At 65.2% G+C, this 17,170-nt stretch carries 16 protein-coding genes; 13 read left to right on the top strand and 3 right to left on the bottom strand.

All coding sequences use genetic code 11. The features are described from left to right. Window position 1 precedes the first annotated feature (1 nt). From ACI0FO_RS09000 to ACI0FO_RS08940, 13 genes are all read left to right on the top strand, one after another. Complete coding sequence (locus ACI0FO_RS09000; protein ID WP_416025950.1) at window positions 2-493, top strand: TadE/TadG family type IV pilus assembly protein; 492 nt, start codon at window positions 2-4, stop codon at window positions 491-493. After that, complete coding sequence (gene cpaB / locus ACI0FO_RS08995) at window positions 490-1,458, top strand: Flp pilus assembly protein CpaB (protein WP_416025948.1); 969 nt, start codon at window positions 490-492, stop codon at window positions 1,456-1,458. The genes ACI0FO_RS09000 and cpaB overlap by 4 nt, the downstream gene beginning before the upstream one ends. A gap of 64 nt (window positions 1,459-1,522) precedes the next feature. Next, window positions 1,523-2,890, top strand: a complete 1,368-nt coding sequence (locus ACI0FO_RS08990; RefSeq protein WP_416026595.1) for a type II and III secretion system protein family protein — start codon at window positions 1,523-1,525, stop codon at window positions 2,888-2,890. Continuing rightward, entirely contained in the window at window positions 2,887-4,230 is a 1,344-nt protein-coding gene (locus tag ACI0FO_RS08985; protein ID WP_416025946.1) for a pilus assembly protein CpaE, read from the top strand. The genes ACI0FO_RS08990 and ACI0FO_RS08985 overlap by 4 nt, the downstream gene beginning before the upstream one ends. Before the next feature lie 33 nt (window positions 4,231-4,263). Continuing rightward, a complete protein-coding gene (locus ACI0FO_RS08980) occupies window positions 4,264-5,619 on the top strand; it encodes a CpaF family protein (protein ID WP_416025944.1) in 1,356 nt (451 codons plus the stop codon). Then, window positions 5,619-6,545 carry a type II secretion system F family protein gene (locus ACI0FO_RS08975; protein ID WP_416025942.1) on the top strand — a complete coding sequence of 309 codons (927 nt, stop codon included), beginning with the start codon at window positions 5,619-5,621 and terminating at the stop codon, window positions 6,543-6,545. Before ACI0FO_RS08980 ends, ACI0FO_RS08975 begins: the two co-directional genes overlap by 1 nt. Window positions 6,546-6,558: 13 nt before the next feature. Further along, window positions 6,559-7,557, top strand: coding sequence for a type II secretion system F family protein (locus ACI0FO_RS08970; protein ID WP_416025940.1), 999 nt, complete (start codon window positions 6,559-6,561; stop codon window positions 7,555-7,557). Then, complete coding sequence (locus tag ACI0FO_RS08965; protein ID WP_416026593.1) at window positions 7,557-8,435, top strand: tetratricopeptide repeat protein; 879 nt, start codon at window positions 7,557-7,559, stop codon at window positions 8,433-8,435. The genes ACI0FO_RS08970 and ACI0FO_RS08965 overlap by 1 nt, the downstream gene beginning before the upstream one ends. A 22-nt stretch (window positions 8,436-8,457) precedes the next feature. After that, window positions 8,458-8,934: a DUF3613 domain-containing protein gene (locus ACI0FO_RS08960; protein ID WP_416025938.1), complete on the top strand. Its 477-nt coding sequence runs from the start codon at window positions 8,458-8,460 to the stop codon at window positions 8,932-8,934. 30 nt (window positions 8,935-8,964) lie between these two features. After that, complete coding sequence (locus ACI0FO_RS08955) at window positions 8,965-11,073, top strand: pilus assembly protein TadG-related protein (protein ID WP_416025936.1); 2,109 nt, start codon at window positions 8,965-8,967, stop codon at window positions 11,071-11,073. A gap of 43 nt (window positions 11,074-11,116) precedes the next feature. Next, window positions 11,117-12,517, top strand: coding sequence for a sigma 54-interacting transcriptional regulator (locus tag ACI0FO_RS08950; protein WP_416025935.1), 1,401 nt, complete (start codon window positions 11,117-11,119; stop codon window positions 12,515-12,517). Window positions 12,518-12,634: 117 nt separating this feature from the next. Next, a complete protein-coding gene (locus ACI0FO_RS08945) occupies window positions 12,635-13,348 on the top strand; it encodes a DUF2968 domain-containing protein (RefSeq protein ID WP_416025934.1) in 714 nt (237 codons plus the stop codon). 135 nt (window positions 13,349-13,483) lie between these two features. Continuing rightward, window positions 13,484-13,942: a DUF1178 family protein gene (locus tag ACI0FO_RS08940; RefSeq protein ID WP_416025933.1), complete on the top strand. Its 459-nt coding sequence runs from the start codon at window positions 13,484-13,486 to the stop codon at window positions 13,940-13,942. A gap of 136 nt (window positions 13,943-14,078) precedes the next feature. Here the strand turns inward: ACI0FO_RS08940 and efp are convergent, their stop codons facing one another. The 3 genes from efp to ACI0FO_RS08925 form a co-directional block, all read right to left on the bottom strand. After that, window positions 14,079-14,639, bottom strand: a complete 561-nt coding sequence (gene efp / locus ACI0FO_RS08935; RefSeq protein ID WP_006225610.1) for an elongation factor P — start codon at window positions 14,637-14,639, stop codon at window positions 14,079-14,081. Between the two features lie 175 nt (window positions 14,640-14,814). Beyond that, a complete protein-coding gene (earP, locus tag ACI0FO_RS08930) occupies window positions 14,815-15,927 on the bottom strand; it encodes an elongation factor P maturation arginine rhamnosyltransferase EarP (RefSeq protein WP_416025930.1) in 1,113 nt (370 codons plus the stop codon). Window positions 15,928-15,933: 6 nt separating this feature from the next. Beyond that, complete coding sequence (locus ACI0FO_RS08925; RefSeq protein WP_416025929.1) at window positions 15,934-17,136, bottom strand: DUF2863 family protein; 1,203 nt, start codon at window positions 17,134-17,136, stop codon at window positions 15,934-15,936. Window positions 17,137-17,170 lie beyond the last annotated feature (34 nt).

The following is a 17,170-nucleotide window of genomic DNA, read 5'->3' as shown; positions in this document are numbered from 1 at the left end:
TATGGACGCCACCTTTCGGCACCGTGACGGCGGCTCCCGACGCCGCCGCCAGCGTGGCATCGCGGCGCTGGAATTTTCGTTGACCTTGATCATGCTGCTGATGTTCATCTGCGGCGTGCTCAGCTTCGCGGTGCTGTTCTGGATGCAACAGCAATTGGCGTCGGCCGCCACAGATGGCGCCCGCGCGGCGGTGTTCGCCCGCTTCAACGGTCAGCCGAATGTGTCGGCGGCAGCGTGCTCGGCCGCGATGAGCGCATTTTCTTCGGGCTCCGCGGTCGTCTGCGTGACGACCAGCACACCGTGCGCCTGGAGCGGCTCCGGGGGGCAGCAAGCCAATTGCGCCACCGTCGGGTTGACCTACAACACCCAATCCTGGCCGTTGCTGGCCACCCTGCAGCGCCTGATCACCACTTTGCCGGGAATGGGGCCGAACTGGATTCCTACCCGATTGCATTCGCAAGCCGTTGTTCAGATATCGCAGGGGACACCATGAGCAGTTTGAGCAAAATCCTTGCAGGCGTGTTGTTGGTGGCGGGCCTCGTCCTGGCCTTCGTCGCTTGGCGGCTGGCGTCCGCGCCCGCGAGTCCGGCGGCAAGCGTCGCGCCCGCGCCCTCCGCGCCGGTGGCCGACGCGCCGGTCAAGCGCTATCCGGTCGTCGTGGCCAAAGCGGCGATTCCGGCCGGATCCAGCATCAATAGCGAAGGCATGTTGCGGGTGGACGAATGGCAAGCGCCGCTGTCCGGCGGATACAACGCCGTCGCCGCATTGGAAGGCGCCGTCACGAAGGTCGATATCGCCGCGGGCGACCCGATCCTGCCCAGCTTGCTGGCGCAGGGGCTTGCGCGCCAGTTGAAGGTGGGCGAGCGCGCCGTGGCGATCGCGGTGGACGAAGTGATCGGCGGCGGCAACCGTGTCGCGCCTGGTGATTGGGTGGACGTGTTTTTCATGATCGATAAGGGCCAGGAAGTGCCTGGCGGCCAGTCGCGGCTACTGCAAGCCCGAGTACGCGTGTTGGCGTATGGCAAGGATTCCGTGGACGGACCCGAGAAAAACGCGGTGGCGCAGCTGGGCGCGCCGGCCCAGCCGGGCCAGCCCGCCAAGACCGCCGTGCTGGCCGTGCCGATAGCGCACGTGAATGAACTGATCCTGGCCAGCCGTTCGGGCCGCCTGCAATTGGCGCTGCGTCCGTTGAACGACGACAGCGTGCCCGATACGCAGTTGTTCGCGCAGCGCGGCACGGTGTTGCCAACGCGCGCGGACTTGACGCCGGAACAGCGCGAAGCGCTCAAGCAGGGACCGAACCGCGCGTTCGCCGGCGAAAGCCTGGTTCAGCTTGATGGAACGACGACTGCCGCGCGTGCCCCCACCGCACCCGTGCGCGGGGCGATTTCCAGTGGGGGCGGCGGCAGGACAGTGGAGATCTTGCGCGGCGATAAATCCGAGCGTGTGCGGTATTGATGTGGTCACGCGCCGCGTCATGCCGCGCGTGACCGGACTTTTTCTTATGACTAGTTTCAGCACAATGACGAAACACCAGCGCACCACCCTGATCTGCGTGCTGTCGGCGGCAGCGGCGATGTCCTGCGGCAATCCCGCCGTGGCACAAACTTCGGCGCCCGCGAACAGTTCAAATGCGCCAGCGCCAGCGCGCGATCTTGCTTTGTCGGTTAAAGGACAGCAGACATTGCTGCTGGACGGCGCCGCTCCGTCTCGCATCGCGATCGGCGATCCTGACGTGGCTGACGTGAAAGTGCTGCCGGCTTCGGGCAAGCGCGCGGGCTCCATACTCATCTATGGCAAGAAGGCGGGCACGACCCAGTTGCAGATATGGAGCGGCAACAACACGGCTCCGCAGGTGTGGAACCTGCGCGTGGGCGGCAGCGTCCAGAGCGCGCTGGCCACGCGCGGCATCGCTGGCGGCGCCAATGTGGACATCGCGGGGGACCGGGCCGTCGTGTCCGGCCATGCCGAGACCCCGATGGGGCAGGTGGCCTCGGCCGCCATCGCGGCGTCCGCGGTGGGGGGGGAAAAGAACGTCGTCGACGTGTCTTCCGCCGGCACGGGCGGCATTGTGCAGGTCGAGGTCAAGGTCGTCGAGGTGTCGCGTTCGGTGATGAAAGATATCGGCATCAACTGGAGCGCCGGCGGCAGTGGTCCGTGGGGCGCGAGTAGCAACCTGATTCCGTCGGCCATCGACACGGTGGCATCGGGCTTCTCGTTGTTCTACGACACCAAGAATTTCTCGGCCAATCTGCGCCTGCTGCAGACCAATGGCATGGCGCGGGTGCTGGCCGAACCTACGCTGGTGGCCATGACCGGGCAAAGCGCCAGCTTTTTGGCAGGCGGTGAACTGCCGATTCCCGAAGCCGGCGGGCTGGGGACGGTGTCGGTCACGTTCAAGCCTTTCGGCATCGGGTTGACCGTCACGCCCACGGTGCTGTCGCGCGACCGCATTTCGCTGAAGGTGGCCCCCGAGGCCAGCGAACTGGACTACAACAACGGCATCCGTCTGAGCAACGGCGCGGATGTTGTTTCGTTCATCCCGGCGTTGCGCACGCGCCGCGCCGACACGACCGTCGAATTGGGCGATGGCGAGAGCTTCGTGATCAGCGGCTTGGTGTCGCGTCAGACCAAGGCGATGGTCAGCAAGGTGCCCTTGCTGGGCGACCTGCCGATCATCGGCGCCTTCTTCCGTGGCGTCGACTACTCGCAAGATGAAACCGAATTGGTCATCATCGTGACGCCGCGCCTGGTTCGCCCCATCGCACGCGGGGTGAATCTGCCATTGCCGGGGGAAAAGCAAGAGCGTGCCGATACCGGCTTCAACGCTTGGGGTTACTACCTGACGGGCCCCCTGAGCGGCCAGCAAATGCCGGGCTTTTCGCGGTGAATAATATGAAGACACATGCAAGCGAGTGGGTAGGCCTGCAAAACAGCAAGCGGTTTTTGTTCTGTTCAAAGGGGGCCGATGTCGCGGTGCAACTGGGGCACGCGCTGGGCGACATGGGAATGCTGACCCAGGAGTCTCCGAGCACCGAAGAACTGGCACGACGCCTGGCGGAAATTTCGCCGCAGGTGGTGTTCCTGGATTTCACGCTTAGCGAAGACGAACCCGGAAAGCTGTTCAAGTCCGCTGAGTTGGCGCGTCTGCTGGCGCGCATTGCCCCCACGCTGCCACGCGTCGCGGTGGGCCTGTTGAGTCAGCCTGAAGGCGCTATTGCCGCGCTTCGCGCGGGCGTCAGCGATTTTGTCGACCCCACGGTCGCGCCGCAGGAAATCAAGGATATCGTGCTGCGGCTGATGGACGCGCAAGCGGACGGCGGACGCGCGGACGGGTCGCGGCGCAGCGTCTTGCTGCTTGGCGCGCGCCCCGGGGTGGGCGCCAGCACCTTGGCCGTGCATCTGGCCCATATGGCCCAAGACCGGCTGAAACAGGCGCACGGGGCGCGGGCCATGGCCAATGGCGGGAAAGGCGCCAAGGCCGCAGCGGCCGAGCCGGGCGCTTCGCTGCCTCTGTCCAGCCGCGTCGCGCTGATGGATTTGGGCTGGCCCGTGGGCGATTGCCAGCTGTACCTGAACATCGGCGGGGAGTTCGATTTTTCGGAGGCGGCGCGCAACCTGCGCCGTCTGGATCCCACGTTGCTGGCTTCGGCCATGCCGCATACGGCCAACGGCCTCAGCGTCTTGTCGCTGCCGCGCGATCTAGGCCTGATGCGCGATGTCTCGCAAGCCGATTCGCTGCTGGTGTTCGAACGCATGCGCCAGCATTTTGGCATTGTGATCGCCGATTCGGGCGGCTTCACGAATCCGGAATTCGTGGCCGGCCTGGCGCGCGCGTCGGAGCAGAACTGGATCGTGACCGATCAAAGCGTCGGCGCCCTGGTTTCGCTGGCCGGCTTGCTGCAAGAGCTTGAGCAACTGCATGTGGACCGCCGCAGCCTGGGCTTGATCGTCAACCGGTACGACGAACGCTATGGCATGACCGCGCAGCAGATCGCCGAGCGCTTCCAGCTTGAGCTGGTGGGCACCTTGCCGGACCGCACGCTGGCCTTGATGGTGTGCACGAACCAGGGTCATTTGCTGCACGAGGACGCCGAGCGCGATATCTATGTGCGCGCGGTGCAGGCGCTGGTGGAAAAGCTGGGGGCGGAAGAGCGCGCGCCCGGTGGGCGGGCAAGTTGGTTGGCCACCTGGCTGCCCGGCGTGCATCGCCGTATGGTCGTCGGTTAACGGAACGACGCAAGGACTGCAACGGAAGCCGACATGATCATGACAGCGACGATAGAGTTTGGCGGTGATGGTGATAAGGGGTTCTCGGCGTCGAACCGCTTCCAGGAAGTGAAGACGGCGGCATACGAGCACCTGCTCTCGCGTATCGAGGAATTGGGCGCGGAGTTCGGCCGGTGGGCGCGGTCCGCGATCCAGGAATTCGTCGATATAGAGGTCGCAAGTTTTGTGCGCCTGCGCAGGGTGCCGATCAACGAAAGCGAAATGCGGCAGATCGCGGCGGCCCTGACCAAGGAGTTGGCCGGCTTGGGGCCGCTGGAGGACTTGTTGGCCGATCCTGCGGTCGAAGACATTCTGATCAACGGTTACGACAACGTGTTCGTGTCGCGCCGCGGCGTGCTGGCCCGCGAGACGTTGCGCTTCACCGACAATCAGCATGTGCTGCGCATCGTGCGGCGTATCCTGGCGCCGATCGGCCGCCGACTGGACGAATCCAGCCCCATGGTGGATGCCCGGCTGCCCGACGGCGGCCGTTTGAACGTGGTGATCGAGCCGCTGGCCGTCGATGGCCCGATGGTGTCGATCCGCAAGTTTCGCCAAGACCCGCTCAAGCCCGCGGATCTGCTGACCCTGGGGTCATTCGACGAAGAGATCTACCGGTTGCTGCATGAAGCGGTCAAGAATCGCTGCAATGTGCTGGTGTCAGGCGGCACCAGCTCCGGCAAGACGTCGCTGCTCAATGCGCTGGCGTTCTTCATTCCGGAAACGGAACGCGTGGTCACCGTGGAAGACACCGCGGAACTGTCGCTGAACCATCCGCACGTGGTGCGGCTGGAATCGCGCCAGGGCGGTTTCGACGGCAGCGGCGCGGTCAGTATTCGCGAGCTGATCCGCAATAGTCTTCGGATGCGGCCCGATCGCGTCGTGGTGGGCGAAGTGCGCGGCGCCGAAGTCATGGACATGCTGCAGGCGATGAACACGGGCCACGAAGGATCCATGGCGACCATTCACGCGAACTCCCCGCGCGAATGCCTGTATCGGATCGAGATGCTGGCCGGCTTCGCGGGGTTTCAGGGAAGCGAGGACAGCTTGCGCAGGCAGATCGCCAGCGCGCTGGACTTCATCGTGCAGATCGGACGGCTGTCCAACGGTAAGCGCCGCGTGCTGTCCGTGACCGAGGTCACCGGCATGGGCGATAGCGTGATCTCCACGCAGGAACTTTATCGCCACGAAACCTTCACGACCCCCGAGGGCGAAGAGAAGGACCGGTGGCAGTGGCTGGGTATCCACCCCCACACCCCCAAGCTTGCCAAGATGCGTACCGAAGCGCGCGCCAACGATACCGCGCCGGGCGACACCGACGGCGGCGGATTCTGGAGCCGGAGGCGCTGATGATGCAAGCCCTGGTGCTAGGAGGCCTGGCCTTGGTGCTGGCGATCGGCGCGGTACTGCTGTGGCGTCATGCCGACAGCGGCGCCCGCCGGGCGGCAAGTTCCTCCTTCCTGGAAAACCAGCTGAACCGGGGGCGCGACCCATCGTCCAGGCCCGTGCCGATTTTCGAAAGCGCGCGGGCGGTGCGCAGCGGCCTTCCGGGATGGGATCGCTTGCTGCTGCTGGCGGGCGTGCGCCAAAGCGCGGGGCTTTATGTGCGGCTGACGGTGCCGCTAGTGGGCCTGGCAGTGCTGGCGTGGCTGACATTGGGCGTCTTGTCCGGCATCGTGACGCTGCTGCTCGTGGCCATCCTGGAATACTTCCTGTTGTGGCTACGCGCCGACAAGCGCCAGCGCCGGATGATCTCGCAACTGCCGGCGTTCCTGGACAACATCGTCCGCCTGATCACGATCGGCAACAGCATGGGCGCCGCGTTCCAGACGGCGTCGGCCACGACCGATGAACCGTTGCGCGAGGTCGTGGAAATGGCGGCCAGCCTCAGCCGTTCCGCCAAGGAATTGGACGCGGCCCTGGTGCATGTGTCCCGCCTGTATGGGTTGAAAGAGCTGTACATGGTTGCCGCCGTGGTGTCGCTGGCAATGCGGTTCGGCGGCCGCAGCGACCAGGTGCTTGAGCGCATGGCCGCCTTCATGCGCGACGTGGCGCAGGCACGCAATGAACTGTCGGCAAGTTCCGCCGAGATCCGCTTGTCTGCCTGGGTGCTGGCGCTGCTGCCGGTGGGCATTGGCGGCTTCATCATGCTGACCAACAACGATCTTTTCATGAATCTGTGGCGTGATCCGGCCGGATTCAAGATGCTGGTGACCGCGGTTCTCCTGCAGATCGTCGGCAGTTATTGGCTGTACCGCATGGCCAAGTCCATTTGATGGGAGCGGCGAGATGGATATTCTGAACTCGTGGAGCGTCTCGTCCGTCCTGGCGATGGGGTTGTTGCTGATCGCGTTGGCCATGTTGGTGCTGGGCGTGGGACTTGTGCGCCGGCTGCGCGGCCAAAGCAGAACCCGCCAGGTGGTGGACCATGCGTTGGCATCGCGCCAGATGGGCGGGGTGGCGGCGTCGGCGTTGCCCGCGCAAGACGGGCAGGGCAGATTCGCGGCCGCCACGCGGGCGGCCGATTCGTTCGGCAAGCGCCTGAGCGAGGGCCGATTCGCGGAAGCCTTGTTGGCCGCCGAGGACCGCAAGCTCGTGGATATTGCCGGTTACGCCGATGCGGCGACGGCACGGTCGAGGTTCGTCGCGTTCCGGTTCGGCTTGGCGATCCTGCTGCCCATCGCCGCGGTGATGCTGGGTCTCCGTTACCACTACGTCGAATCCTTGTCGGGAATGCTGGTCGCGGCTTTTCTGGGTTTTGCGGTCGGATACATGCTGCCCAAGTGGTTCGTGCGGCGGCGCGTGGCCAAACGCCGCCGGATGGCCGCGGACGAACTGCCGCTGTTGATCGACTTGCTGCGTTTGCTGCAGGGCGTTGGCCTGTCGATCGATCAGAGCATGCAGGTGCTGGTGACCGAGTTTGGGCAGGTGCTGCCGGTGCTGGCGCAGGAATTGCGCCTGGCTTCCGAACTGTACGTGCGTGGCCGCACCCGTGAGCAATCGCTGGCGCGGCTGGCCGCTGGGTTCGACAACGATGATCTGTCCGCCATCTGCCGCCTGATCGCGCAGGTTGACCAGCACGGCGGCGCGGTGCAAGAGCCGCTGAACCGCTTCGGCGAAAGGCTGCGAGATTCGCGGCGCCTTGAATTGAAAGAAAAAGTCGGCAAGACCACCGTCAAGATGACGGGCGTCATGATCGTGACCTTGCTGCCCGCGCTGTTGATTGTCACCGGCGGATCGGGATTTATAGCGGTGATACGCGCGATGTCGCGCATGGGGGGGACGTGATGGCGGGCGCTATGGGAAGTCGGCAGGGCGCATTGCACTGGACCGTTTTCGCCGCGGTGTTGTCCACGGCCGCGGGCTTGAGCGGATGCAAGACCAACAGTGCGGAAACTGCCTGGCAGTTGATGCAGCAACAGCAACAGGATCAGGCGCTTGCCCGTCAGAAAGAGGACGAGGCGGCGGCCCGCGGGCGGCCCAAGGAACCAGAGATGATGCTCTCTCTGATTGCCGAGGCGCAGCGCCAGGACCGTTATTTCGCTTCGCTGGCGTATATCGAGGCCTACCAGCAGAAATTCGGCAACGACAGCCGGCTGGCCGTGATGCGAGCGGATGCCCTGCGCCAAACGGGCCAGACCGCGCTAAGCGAACAAGCCTATCGTGCGTTGACCGGCGGCGGCCAGGCGGCTGACGGGTGGCATGGCCTGGGCCTTATCGCGGGCGGCCGCGGTCAATTCGATCAAGCGGTGGATTATTTTTCTCGCGCGGCCAAGCTGGCGCCTATGAACGCGCGGTTCCTTGGCGATCTTGGCTACGCGCGGTTGCGCGCCGGCGATGTGGATGGCGCGCGGGTGCCGCTGGGCCAGGCGGCCGAGCTGGCGCCGGAGAACGGCAAGGTGCTGGCCAATATGGCGGTGCTGCTGCTGGTGGAGGGCGACGCGGCCAAGGCCCAGCAATTGATGGACCGGGCGCAGCTTGGCGAGGAGGCGCGCGGCCAGGTGCTGCGTCTGGCCTCCGAAATACGCGGGCATCGCGTGCCGGCTTCCCTGCCGGCAGCGGCGGCTGGCGGCGCGCCCACACGTGTGTCCAGCGGCGACGGCGCGGTAGCGCCAATGATGAGTCCGTTGATGGAAGGCCTGGGCAATGGGCCCATCGTGCGTTAACTCCGTGTTCAGGAAGCCTGTTATGTCTCAGCCTCGATTGATCCGTTCGTTCACCATGGCGCTGGCGTTGGCCGCGCTTGCCCCCCTGGCCGTCCAGGCCCAGTCGAACGCGCCGCTGACCGGAAACATGTCGGGCAGCGGGGCAGCGGGGGGCGCGCCGCAATCCGCGCCGCCGGCGGCAGCGGCTTTGCCGAACCGACCCGTGGTGCAGCAGGTACAGACGTCGATGCCGCAGGCGGATGCCGCGACGCCCGCGCCCGTGGCCGCGCAAACGGGCGCGCCCGCGGCGGTGCAACCTGCCGCCGCCCCGGTACAGGAAGGCGTAGGCGACGTGACGCGGGGCTTGCTGGCGGCCCAGGCCGACGGCCGACGCGCCGGTGGCGCGCTGCCGATACTGGGGCCGGTCTCGTCCGCTGCCTGGACCCGTTACGTGGACAGCTTCCGGCATCCCATTCCGGAATGGTTCCAGAAGCGGGTGGAAACCAAGAACACCAACTAAGGCGCGGACACGATCCGCAGCCGCCAGACGATGCCAGCCGTCCCCTTACGCTCCCGTTCCTTGCCGCGCCAGCGCGGCAGCATCACCGTGGCTGTCGTGTTCGCGGTGCTGGTGGGGCTGGTGCTGCTCGGGGTCGCGCACTTGTCCTACAGCTTCTACATGAAGCGCGAAATGCAGAAGGGGGCGGACTTGGCGGCGTTGTCGGCGGTGCAGGTGCTGGGCATGGGCGCCGCGGCGGACTGCGCGCGAGCGGGCACTGCCGGCCGGACGTCGGCACTGGCGAACCTGCCCGGCTTTTTTCAGGCCTTCACGGCCGCCGACGTCACCGTCGAATGCAAAGTATGGGACTCAAGCCGGGCCGACGCCTCCGGGATGCATGTCTTCGATGCCGTCGGCGGGCAGCCATTCAACGCCGTGCGCGTAACCGTGCGCAAACGGCTGACCCGCATTGTCCCCAGCTTTTCGGGCGGCGCGGACAGCGGCACGCTGGTCACGACCACCGCCGTGGCCGCCAACACCCAGCCGGTCGCGGCGTTCATGGTGGGGTCGCGCCTGCTGCGCCTGGAGCGGGGTGGGCTGCTGTCGCAACTGTTGGCCTCCGCCGGGGCGACGCCGGCGCAATTGGATGTGCTGGATGCGGCAGGCCTGGCCACCGTCAACATCACGCCTTCGGGGTTGTTGAAAGCGCTGGGACTGCCCCTGTCCGTGGCGACGGGCGTGGGCACCCCTGCGGAACTGGCTGCGGTCAACAACCTGACGCTGGGCCAATTGTTGAACGCCACGTTGACGGTGGTCAATCAGAGCGGTACCGCCGAGGCCGGCGTCGGCCTGCTCAACAACGCCATCAATACGGTGCTGGCCGTGATGCCGCTGAACCTGCCCGTCAAACTGTTCGGAGATGGCGGGGTGCTGAATCTGTCGGTCGTGGGTGCAGACGCCACGGGCGCCTTGGCGGCGAACGTCAATGCGTTGAATCTGCTTGAGACGGCGCTTGTCATCGCTAACGGAGAGAACCTCATTAATTTGGGCCTCAGCGTGCCGCTGCTGGGCGTGGACGCCCGGGTACGCGTGGTGGATCCGCCCACGCTGGCCGTCGGCGGCATCGGCACCCAGGCGACCAGCGCCGGCATCCGCGTGTATCTGCGCGTGAATACCAGCAATATCCCGCTGGTTGGGCCGCTTTTGGCCAATACGCTGGGCACCAGGGTGGACTTGCCCATCATCATCGACCTGGCCCAATCGACCGGCACGTTGACGAATCTGTGCCAGGCCCCCTTGACGGAGTCGCAGGCTACGATCGCCGTGACGTCGTCGGTGGCAAACATATGCTTGGGGACGTTTCCGGGCATGGCGAACAATGCGGATCAGTTGGCCGCCCACTTTCAGTCGCTGACCAACAGCTGCAGACCCGACGCGTTTGCTGCCATCCAGCGCCATCAGGTGTTGAATGTGCTGGGCATTCTGCCGCTGACGGCCAAAGTCACGTTGCCGATTTTCAATTCGGCCGCGCCGGTGTCGGTGACGCTGACCGAACCTCCCGGTAGCCCGTCGACACAAACCGTCAACGCCACATCCGTCAACCTGGGCGCGCTGGCATCCAATCTGTCGGATGCGCTGATTGGCGGCATCCTGGGTAACCTGTTCGACAACGGCACGCCCCTGACGACGGCCGAACGCACGGCGTTGGCGACGAATCTGGTCGGGGGCGGCGGTAACAGCGCCGGCAATTCCATTTCTCAGGTGGTCAACAATCTGCAGTGGTCGACGACCGCGCTGAACCAGTTAAGCGCCCGTCTGTCGACGGGAGGCCTGACCGGCGTGCTCGGCGGCACGCTGCAACTGGTCGGCAATGTCCTGAATTCATTGCTGGTGGCCCCCTTGAATGACGTCGCGTGCGCCTTGGGCATTACCCCAAGCGCTGTCCGGCAGTGCCGCATCAACTCGGTGGCCGCGATGGCGCTTAGCGGCGGTTCACAGGTCAGCGGCGTACTTTCTATTGTCGTGAACCTGTTGCAGCCTGTCTTGGCGCCGCTGTCGGGTCTGCTGCAGCAATTGCTCAACCTGCTTGGCCTGAGCGTCGGCCAGACCGATGTCTCGCTGCTGTCAGTGGATTGCGGCCAGCCCCGTTTGGTGTACTGATGATGATGCCCGTGATTTTCGCCGTTTCCTTGGCGTACCAGCCATGACCCAGAAATTCGCCCGCGACGAGTTCGACGTGTATGTGTGGGAGGGCACCTCCGATATTGCCTCCCGGGCAGAGCGTTGCCTGGCCGGCATGGACGTGTCGCTGGTGCGTGCGGACGCGGGCACCGCGTTTCCCCCGCCGCGAGACCCGACGCGCCCCGCCGTGGCCTTGGTCTCCGTATCGGTCATGGGCGACAACCGCTTCAGCGGCTACGACTGGCTGGCGGTGCAGGCCATGCCGGTGATCTGGGTGGCGGCAGAGGCCCGCGGGCGCGATTCGCGCTACTACCCTCCTGAATATTCCTACACCCTGCCGCTGGCCTTCACGACAGCAGACCTGCGCAAGCTGCTATTCGAATTACTGGGCACGCTGGATCACTTCAACCGCACCGCGCCCAAACGCGAACAGCCCTTGATCGCCGTGTCCGAGCCGATGCGCGCGTTGCTGGCGGAAGCCGAGATGTTCGCAGACTGCCGCAGCAATGCGCTGATCCACGGCGAAACGGGCGTGGGCAAGGAACGTATCGCCCGGCTGTTGCACGACCGGGCGCAATGGTCGGACGGGCCTTTCGTGGCCGTCAATTGCGGCGCCATTCCGGAGGGCCTGTTCGAAGCGCATTTCTTTGGCCACGCGAAGGGCGCCTTCACCGGCGCGGTCGGCGCGCACAAGGGCTATTTCGAACAGGCGAACGGCGGCACGCTGTTCCTGGACGAAATCGGCGATTTGCCGCTGTATCAGCAAGTCAAGCTGCTGCGGGTGCTGGAGCAAAGCGCCGTCACGCGCCTGGGCTCCAGCGTGGAGATCCCGGTGGATTTCCGGCTGGTGGCGGCCACCAACAAGGATCTGCGGATGCTGGTGGGCCAGGACGAGTTCCGGGCAGACTTGTACTACCGCCTGGCGGTGATCGAGCTACGCATTCCGAACCTGGAGCAGCGCGGGCCGGAAGAGAAAATCGCCATTTTCCGCGCGTTGCTGGAGCGGCTGGGCGTCGAGGGCGACCTGCCGGACTGGCTGCTGGATCGCATGGCGCGCACCCGCTACGCGGGAAACGTGCGCGAACTGTCCAATGTGGCGGAACGCGTGGCGATCATGCGGCGGCAGTTCAAGAGTTGGGACCAGGCGCGCATTGAACGCATATTCGATCAGATCGGCGAGCCGCTGCGCGCCGCGGGTTCCCTGGGCGGGGCCAGCACGCTGTGCGAACCGCCCGTCTTCACCGATGCCGAGCGCGCCGAGCGCGCCCGTATTCTGGCTGCGCTGGACGTCAATGGCTGGCGTCGCCAGGACACCGCCAATACCTTGGGCATCAGCCGCAAGGTGCTCTGGGAAAAAATGCGAAAACTGCATCTGGGGGGCGGCCAGGGCGAAACGGCGGAGGGGATTGTCGAGGCATCCTGATCGTGCAATAGGGAAAGGCCCGTAGGGGGCCACAAGTTTGCTTGCGACGAATGTAAGTGAGTCTGCCGCGAGCGAAATAAATTGCTATAGTTCCGCAACGATTTTTTTGGGGAAGGCATGAACGTCCAATTTATCCGTGCCGCCACTCGCATGGCGCTGTTAGGTACGGCACTGTCCGGCCTGGCGGCTTGCGCCAGCGCGCAATCCGAAGCGCCGCGGCCCACGGTTAAGCAGGTCGAGGACAAGCCCGCCGCGTCCACGCCCGTCACCCCGCCGCCCGCGGCTGCGCCGGCCGCCGCCGCGCGTCCGTCGTCCACCGTGGCGGAATTGCAGGGCCTGATCCAGAGCCGCCAAGTCTCGGAACTGCGCACGGCTTATAACGGCACGTATGGCGCCAGCCTGCTGTTCAAGCCCGACGATCTGACCTATTACGTCGCCTTGTTCCAACAAAAGGACTTCTGGCGCGTGCTCAAGACCCTGTCGGAAAAGCAGGCTGAATCCACGTATCGCGCGTTCGCCGCGCAATCGGCCGACCTGGCCGAAGTGGACATCAAGCGGATCAAGCTGCAAGCCGAATACGCGAACGCCGAGAAGCTGCTGGCCAGCCGCAGCGCCCAGCTCAGCACCTTGCAGGCCGACCGCACGCTGCGCATGCAGCAGGAAGAGCAGGTTGCGGCACGCCAGGAGCAATCGCGCCAGGAAGCCACGGCATTGGCCGATCAGCAAAAGGACGTGCGTCAGCAACTGCGCGATCTGCAACGCCAGATCGATTCGTTGCAGGCTCAGCAGGCGCAAATCGACGGCAGCCCGGCGGCCAAGCGCGGCAAGTAAGCCGGCGCCGATCGCCAGGACGGGCCTACGGGCCCGTTTTTATTGGCTGCCGCCTTATCCCCGCTTGACGCGGTGGGATGGCGCACCTTGTGCGCGGATTCTTGTATTCTGGCTGCTGGACCCCATATAGCAACCATGGCTCTCAAAGTTTTCGACCTCCAGTGCGAGCACAGCCACGTTTTTGAAGGCTGGTTCGGATCGCACGACGACTATGACGCGCAGCAGGCGCGTGGCCTGGTCACGTGCCCGGTTTGCGGGTCGGCCAGCATTACCAAGCGTCTGTCCGCGCCGCGGCTGAACGTATCCCATCTGCATGCGCCGGCCCAGCCGCCCGCCGTGCCGGCAGGCGCGTCCGACGCCGAGAAAATGGCCGCCTTGCAGGCCGTGGTGATGAAGCAGGTGCGCGCCTTGCTGCGCAGTACCGAAAACGTGGGGCCGCGTTTCGCGGAAGAGGCGCGCCGCATTCACGAGGGCGATGCCGACGAGCGCCCCATTCGCGGCACGGCTACGCCCGAAGAGCGCGAAGCGCTGGCGGATGACGGCATCGAAGTCATGGCCGTGCCCGACTTCCTGGACGACGAGCGTCTGCAATAAGGGTTGCCATCAACACGCTGGGCATAAAAAAGCCAGACCGGAAGGTCTGGCTTTTTTTGTCGCGCAGGGCGGTCCCAAGACAACGGATTGCCCCCGTGGGGGCTGAGGCGCGCGTGGCGTGGGCGCCCTTGCCGGATCAGTTGTTGACGCGGCTGCGGTATTCGTTCGTGCGGGTGTCGATTTCGATCTTGTCGCCGATAGCGCAGAACAGCGGCACGTTCAGTTCGTAGCCGGTGTTGATCTTGGCCGGCTTCGTGACCTTGCCCGACGTATCGCCACGGACGGCGGGTTCGGTGTAGGTGATTTCGCGGACGAGCGTGGTGGGCAGTTCAACCGAGATGGCGCGGCCGTCGTAGAAGACCACTTCCACGGGCATCGCTTCTTCCAGGTAGTTCAGGGCGTCGCCCATGCTTTCGGCTTCGATTTCGTACTGGTTGTACTCTTCGTCCATGAAGACGTACATCGGGTCGCCGAAGTAGGAGTAGGTGCACTCCTTGCGATCCAGTTGGACGACTTCGAACTTTTCGTCGGCCTTGTAGACCGATTCGCTGGCCGAGGCGGTCAACAGGTTCTTGAACTTCAGCTTCACAACAGCAGCGTTACGGCCAGACTTGTTGTATTCGGCTTTCTGGACCACGAGGGGATCCTTGCCGACCATGACCACGTTGCCGACTCGCAATTCCTGAGCGGTTTTCATCGATAAAACTCCGGGGGGATGGGTGCACTCGCCGTGCTTGCAAAAAGCCGCCTTCGCGAAAAATCACGAGCGAAAGGTCCGGGGCAAAAGTCCCTGACAGCGGTTTCATGCACACCCCGGGAGGCGTCATAGTTGAGGCCCGACAAATTCAGGGCGACTCAGAAAACTCTCTATTCTAACGTTTCTTGGCCAAGTCTGCGCAAAAGTCCGCCAGATTTTCGGCCAGATCCGGTCGGACCGCCTGGCTGGCATCCCAGTCCCGGGCGGCGGCCGACCAAGCCTGCCAGGCGGCAGGCGCCAGCGCTTGGGCGACGGCCGTGGCCGTCTGGCCCGTTTGCGGCTGGTTCCACGCGCGGATCAACGCCTGCGCGGGTTCCGGGGCCGGATAGCGGGCCAGCCAGGCTTCCAGTTTTTCAAGATGGATGTTTTCGTCTTGCGGGTATATCTGCCAGACCAGCGGTCTACCCGCCCAGGCCGCGCGGATGAAGGAATCTTCGCCGCGCACGACGTTCAGGTCCGCGCACCACAGCAGGCGGTCGAAATCCGGCTGCGCCACGAAAGGCAGGCGCGCCACAAGCGGGGCCTGGGGCCCGGCGCAGGCCACTTCCAGCCCAGGCGCGACGCCTTCGGGGACGAGCAGCACGCTGGGCCGGGCATCGGCGGTCAGCGCCTGGACAAGCGCAGCGGTGGGCGCCGAGGGGTAGCAAAACAGGGACACCGTGCGAGCGCCGTCGCGGCGGCGCAACAATACGGCCGGGTCCACGCCCAGCGATTGTAGGAAGCCGTTTTGAAGGTCTATCGACGCCTGCCAGGCGTCGCGTTCGGCGCTCAAGCCGGGTTCGCGCAGCAGGCCGCCCGTGGCCGCTGTGAAGCCGGGAAAGAAAAAGTGCTTAACCAGGCCGTCGGGGCGCTGCGAGGGCAGGCCGTGGCAGCTTTCCACCCAGGCTTCGGCGCTTAGGTATTCCAGGTTGATCCAGGCGGGATGCACGCGGCGCATGCTGTCCACGAACGCCGGTGGAGGATCGCAGGCAAAGGCTTCTATGACGACATCGCGCGCGGTCAGGGCGGGGTCGGGCGTATCGGACCAATGCACGATGTCCACGGCGCCCAGCAGCTGCCGCGACGCCTGGGCGTCGATGCCGGGCTGGATGCGCGCAAAGCTGGCCAGGTCATCCACCCACAGGCGGATATCCCAGCCGCGGCCTTGCGCCAGCCGGCGCGCCAGCCGCCAGCAGACGCCGATGTCGCCGTAGTTATCGACGACTCGGCAAAAGATGTCTGCTTGCATGGCGGCTTAATGGAACTTGGCGGGGGCCGCTTCGGCGTCTTCGGGCAGTTCGGCGTGGACCAGTTCGCCCAGCGGATTCGGGAAGTAGGGCGCGCCGCAGTCTTCGCAGTATTCGGCAGGCAGCACGCCGGGGATACGGCGCACTTCGGTGACGCCGTATTCCTTCAGCAACGCCGTGATGTCGTCGACCACGTCGGGCTGGCCTTCGTCGGACGGCAGTTCTTCTTCGCGTCCGTACAACGGCCACACGCAACCGTAGTAGACGTCGTTGCTGCTGCGTGCCGTGAAGCCGATGCGGTATTCGTCGATGCGGCTTTCGCCACAGCCGGCGACCACCGCGCGCAACTGCGAGGCTTCCAGGCTGACCGCGCCTTCCAGCCAGCTGACGGCCGCGCGCAGGGACAAGGGCCGCACGCGCCGGTCGGCTTCGCGGTTGCTGACGTAATAGGCGTCAGGCAGCAGCGCTTCAAAGCCGCAACCCGGCAGCAGCGCGGCCAGGGTGGGTTGCGCCTGCGCGGCCCATTGTTGCTGGCAGGCGTCGCGCGAGGCCTCGGCGTCGCTCATTTGTTCCTGCCAGCGGAAGATCGGCGCGTTTTCCGGCACGGCCACGGCGCCGATGATGTAGCGCGTGTCGGCCAGCATGTTGGCGGTTTCGGCCTCGGTGTTCAGGACCGGCTTGGTGGTTTCCGCGCCCAGCGCCTGCGAACCCAGCCGATGCAGCCATTGCCAGGTTTCACCGAAGGTGCGCGGCATCTGGTCGACGCTGACCAGCATGGGCATCAGCGCGGTGCGTGTCTGGCTGGCCAGCACATGGCCATGCAATTGCGCCAGCAGCGCCTGCTGGGCCGAGGCAGAGACCGGACCGGTCGGGATCGCGTAACGGGTCCAGGCGACGATGGGCGCGACGATCAGCAGCACGTCGTACCGAACGCCGTTCTTTTCGATCTTCATCGATTCGGACAGGGTTTCGGCCTGTTCGATCAAGACTTCGTAGGCGCCTATGTCGCTTTGCGCCAGGTGGTCCAGGGCCGCTTCCAGCGGGGCGTCCTGCCCAGCCTTCAGCAGCTTGGGAATCGCTTCGCCAAGCTGGTTCTCCCAGAACACGTCTTCGACGCGGCTGCCCGAGCGGTTAAGCGCCTGGGCCAGCGCAACCAGGCGGGTCGCGTCACGGGTCATGCGGGGAGCGGATTGGCTGCGGGATCGGGCCATAACTTCGGGGGACGTCCAGTAAGTGTGTAACGAC

It is taken from the genome of Achromobacter marplatensis (assembly GCF_049060505.1).
Taxonomy (GTDB): Bacteria; Pseudomonadota; Gammaproteobacteria; order Burkholderiales; family Burkholderiaceae_B; genus Achromobacter; species Achromobacter marplatensis_A.
Note: the sequence above shows the minus strand (reverse complement) of the source record. Positions and strands in the feature narration are given on the sequence as shown.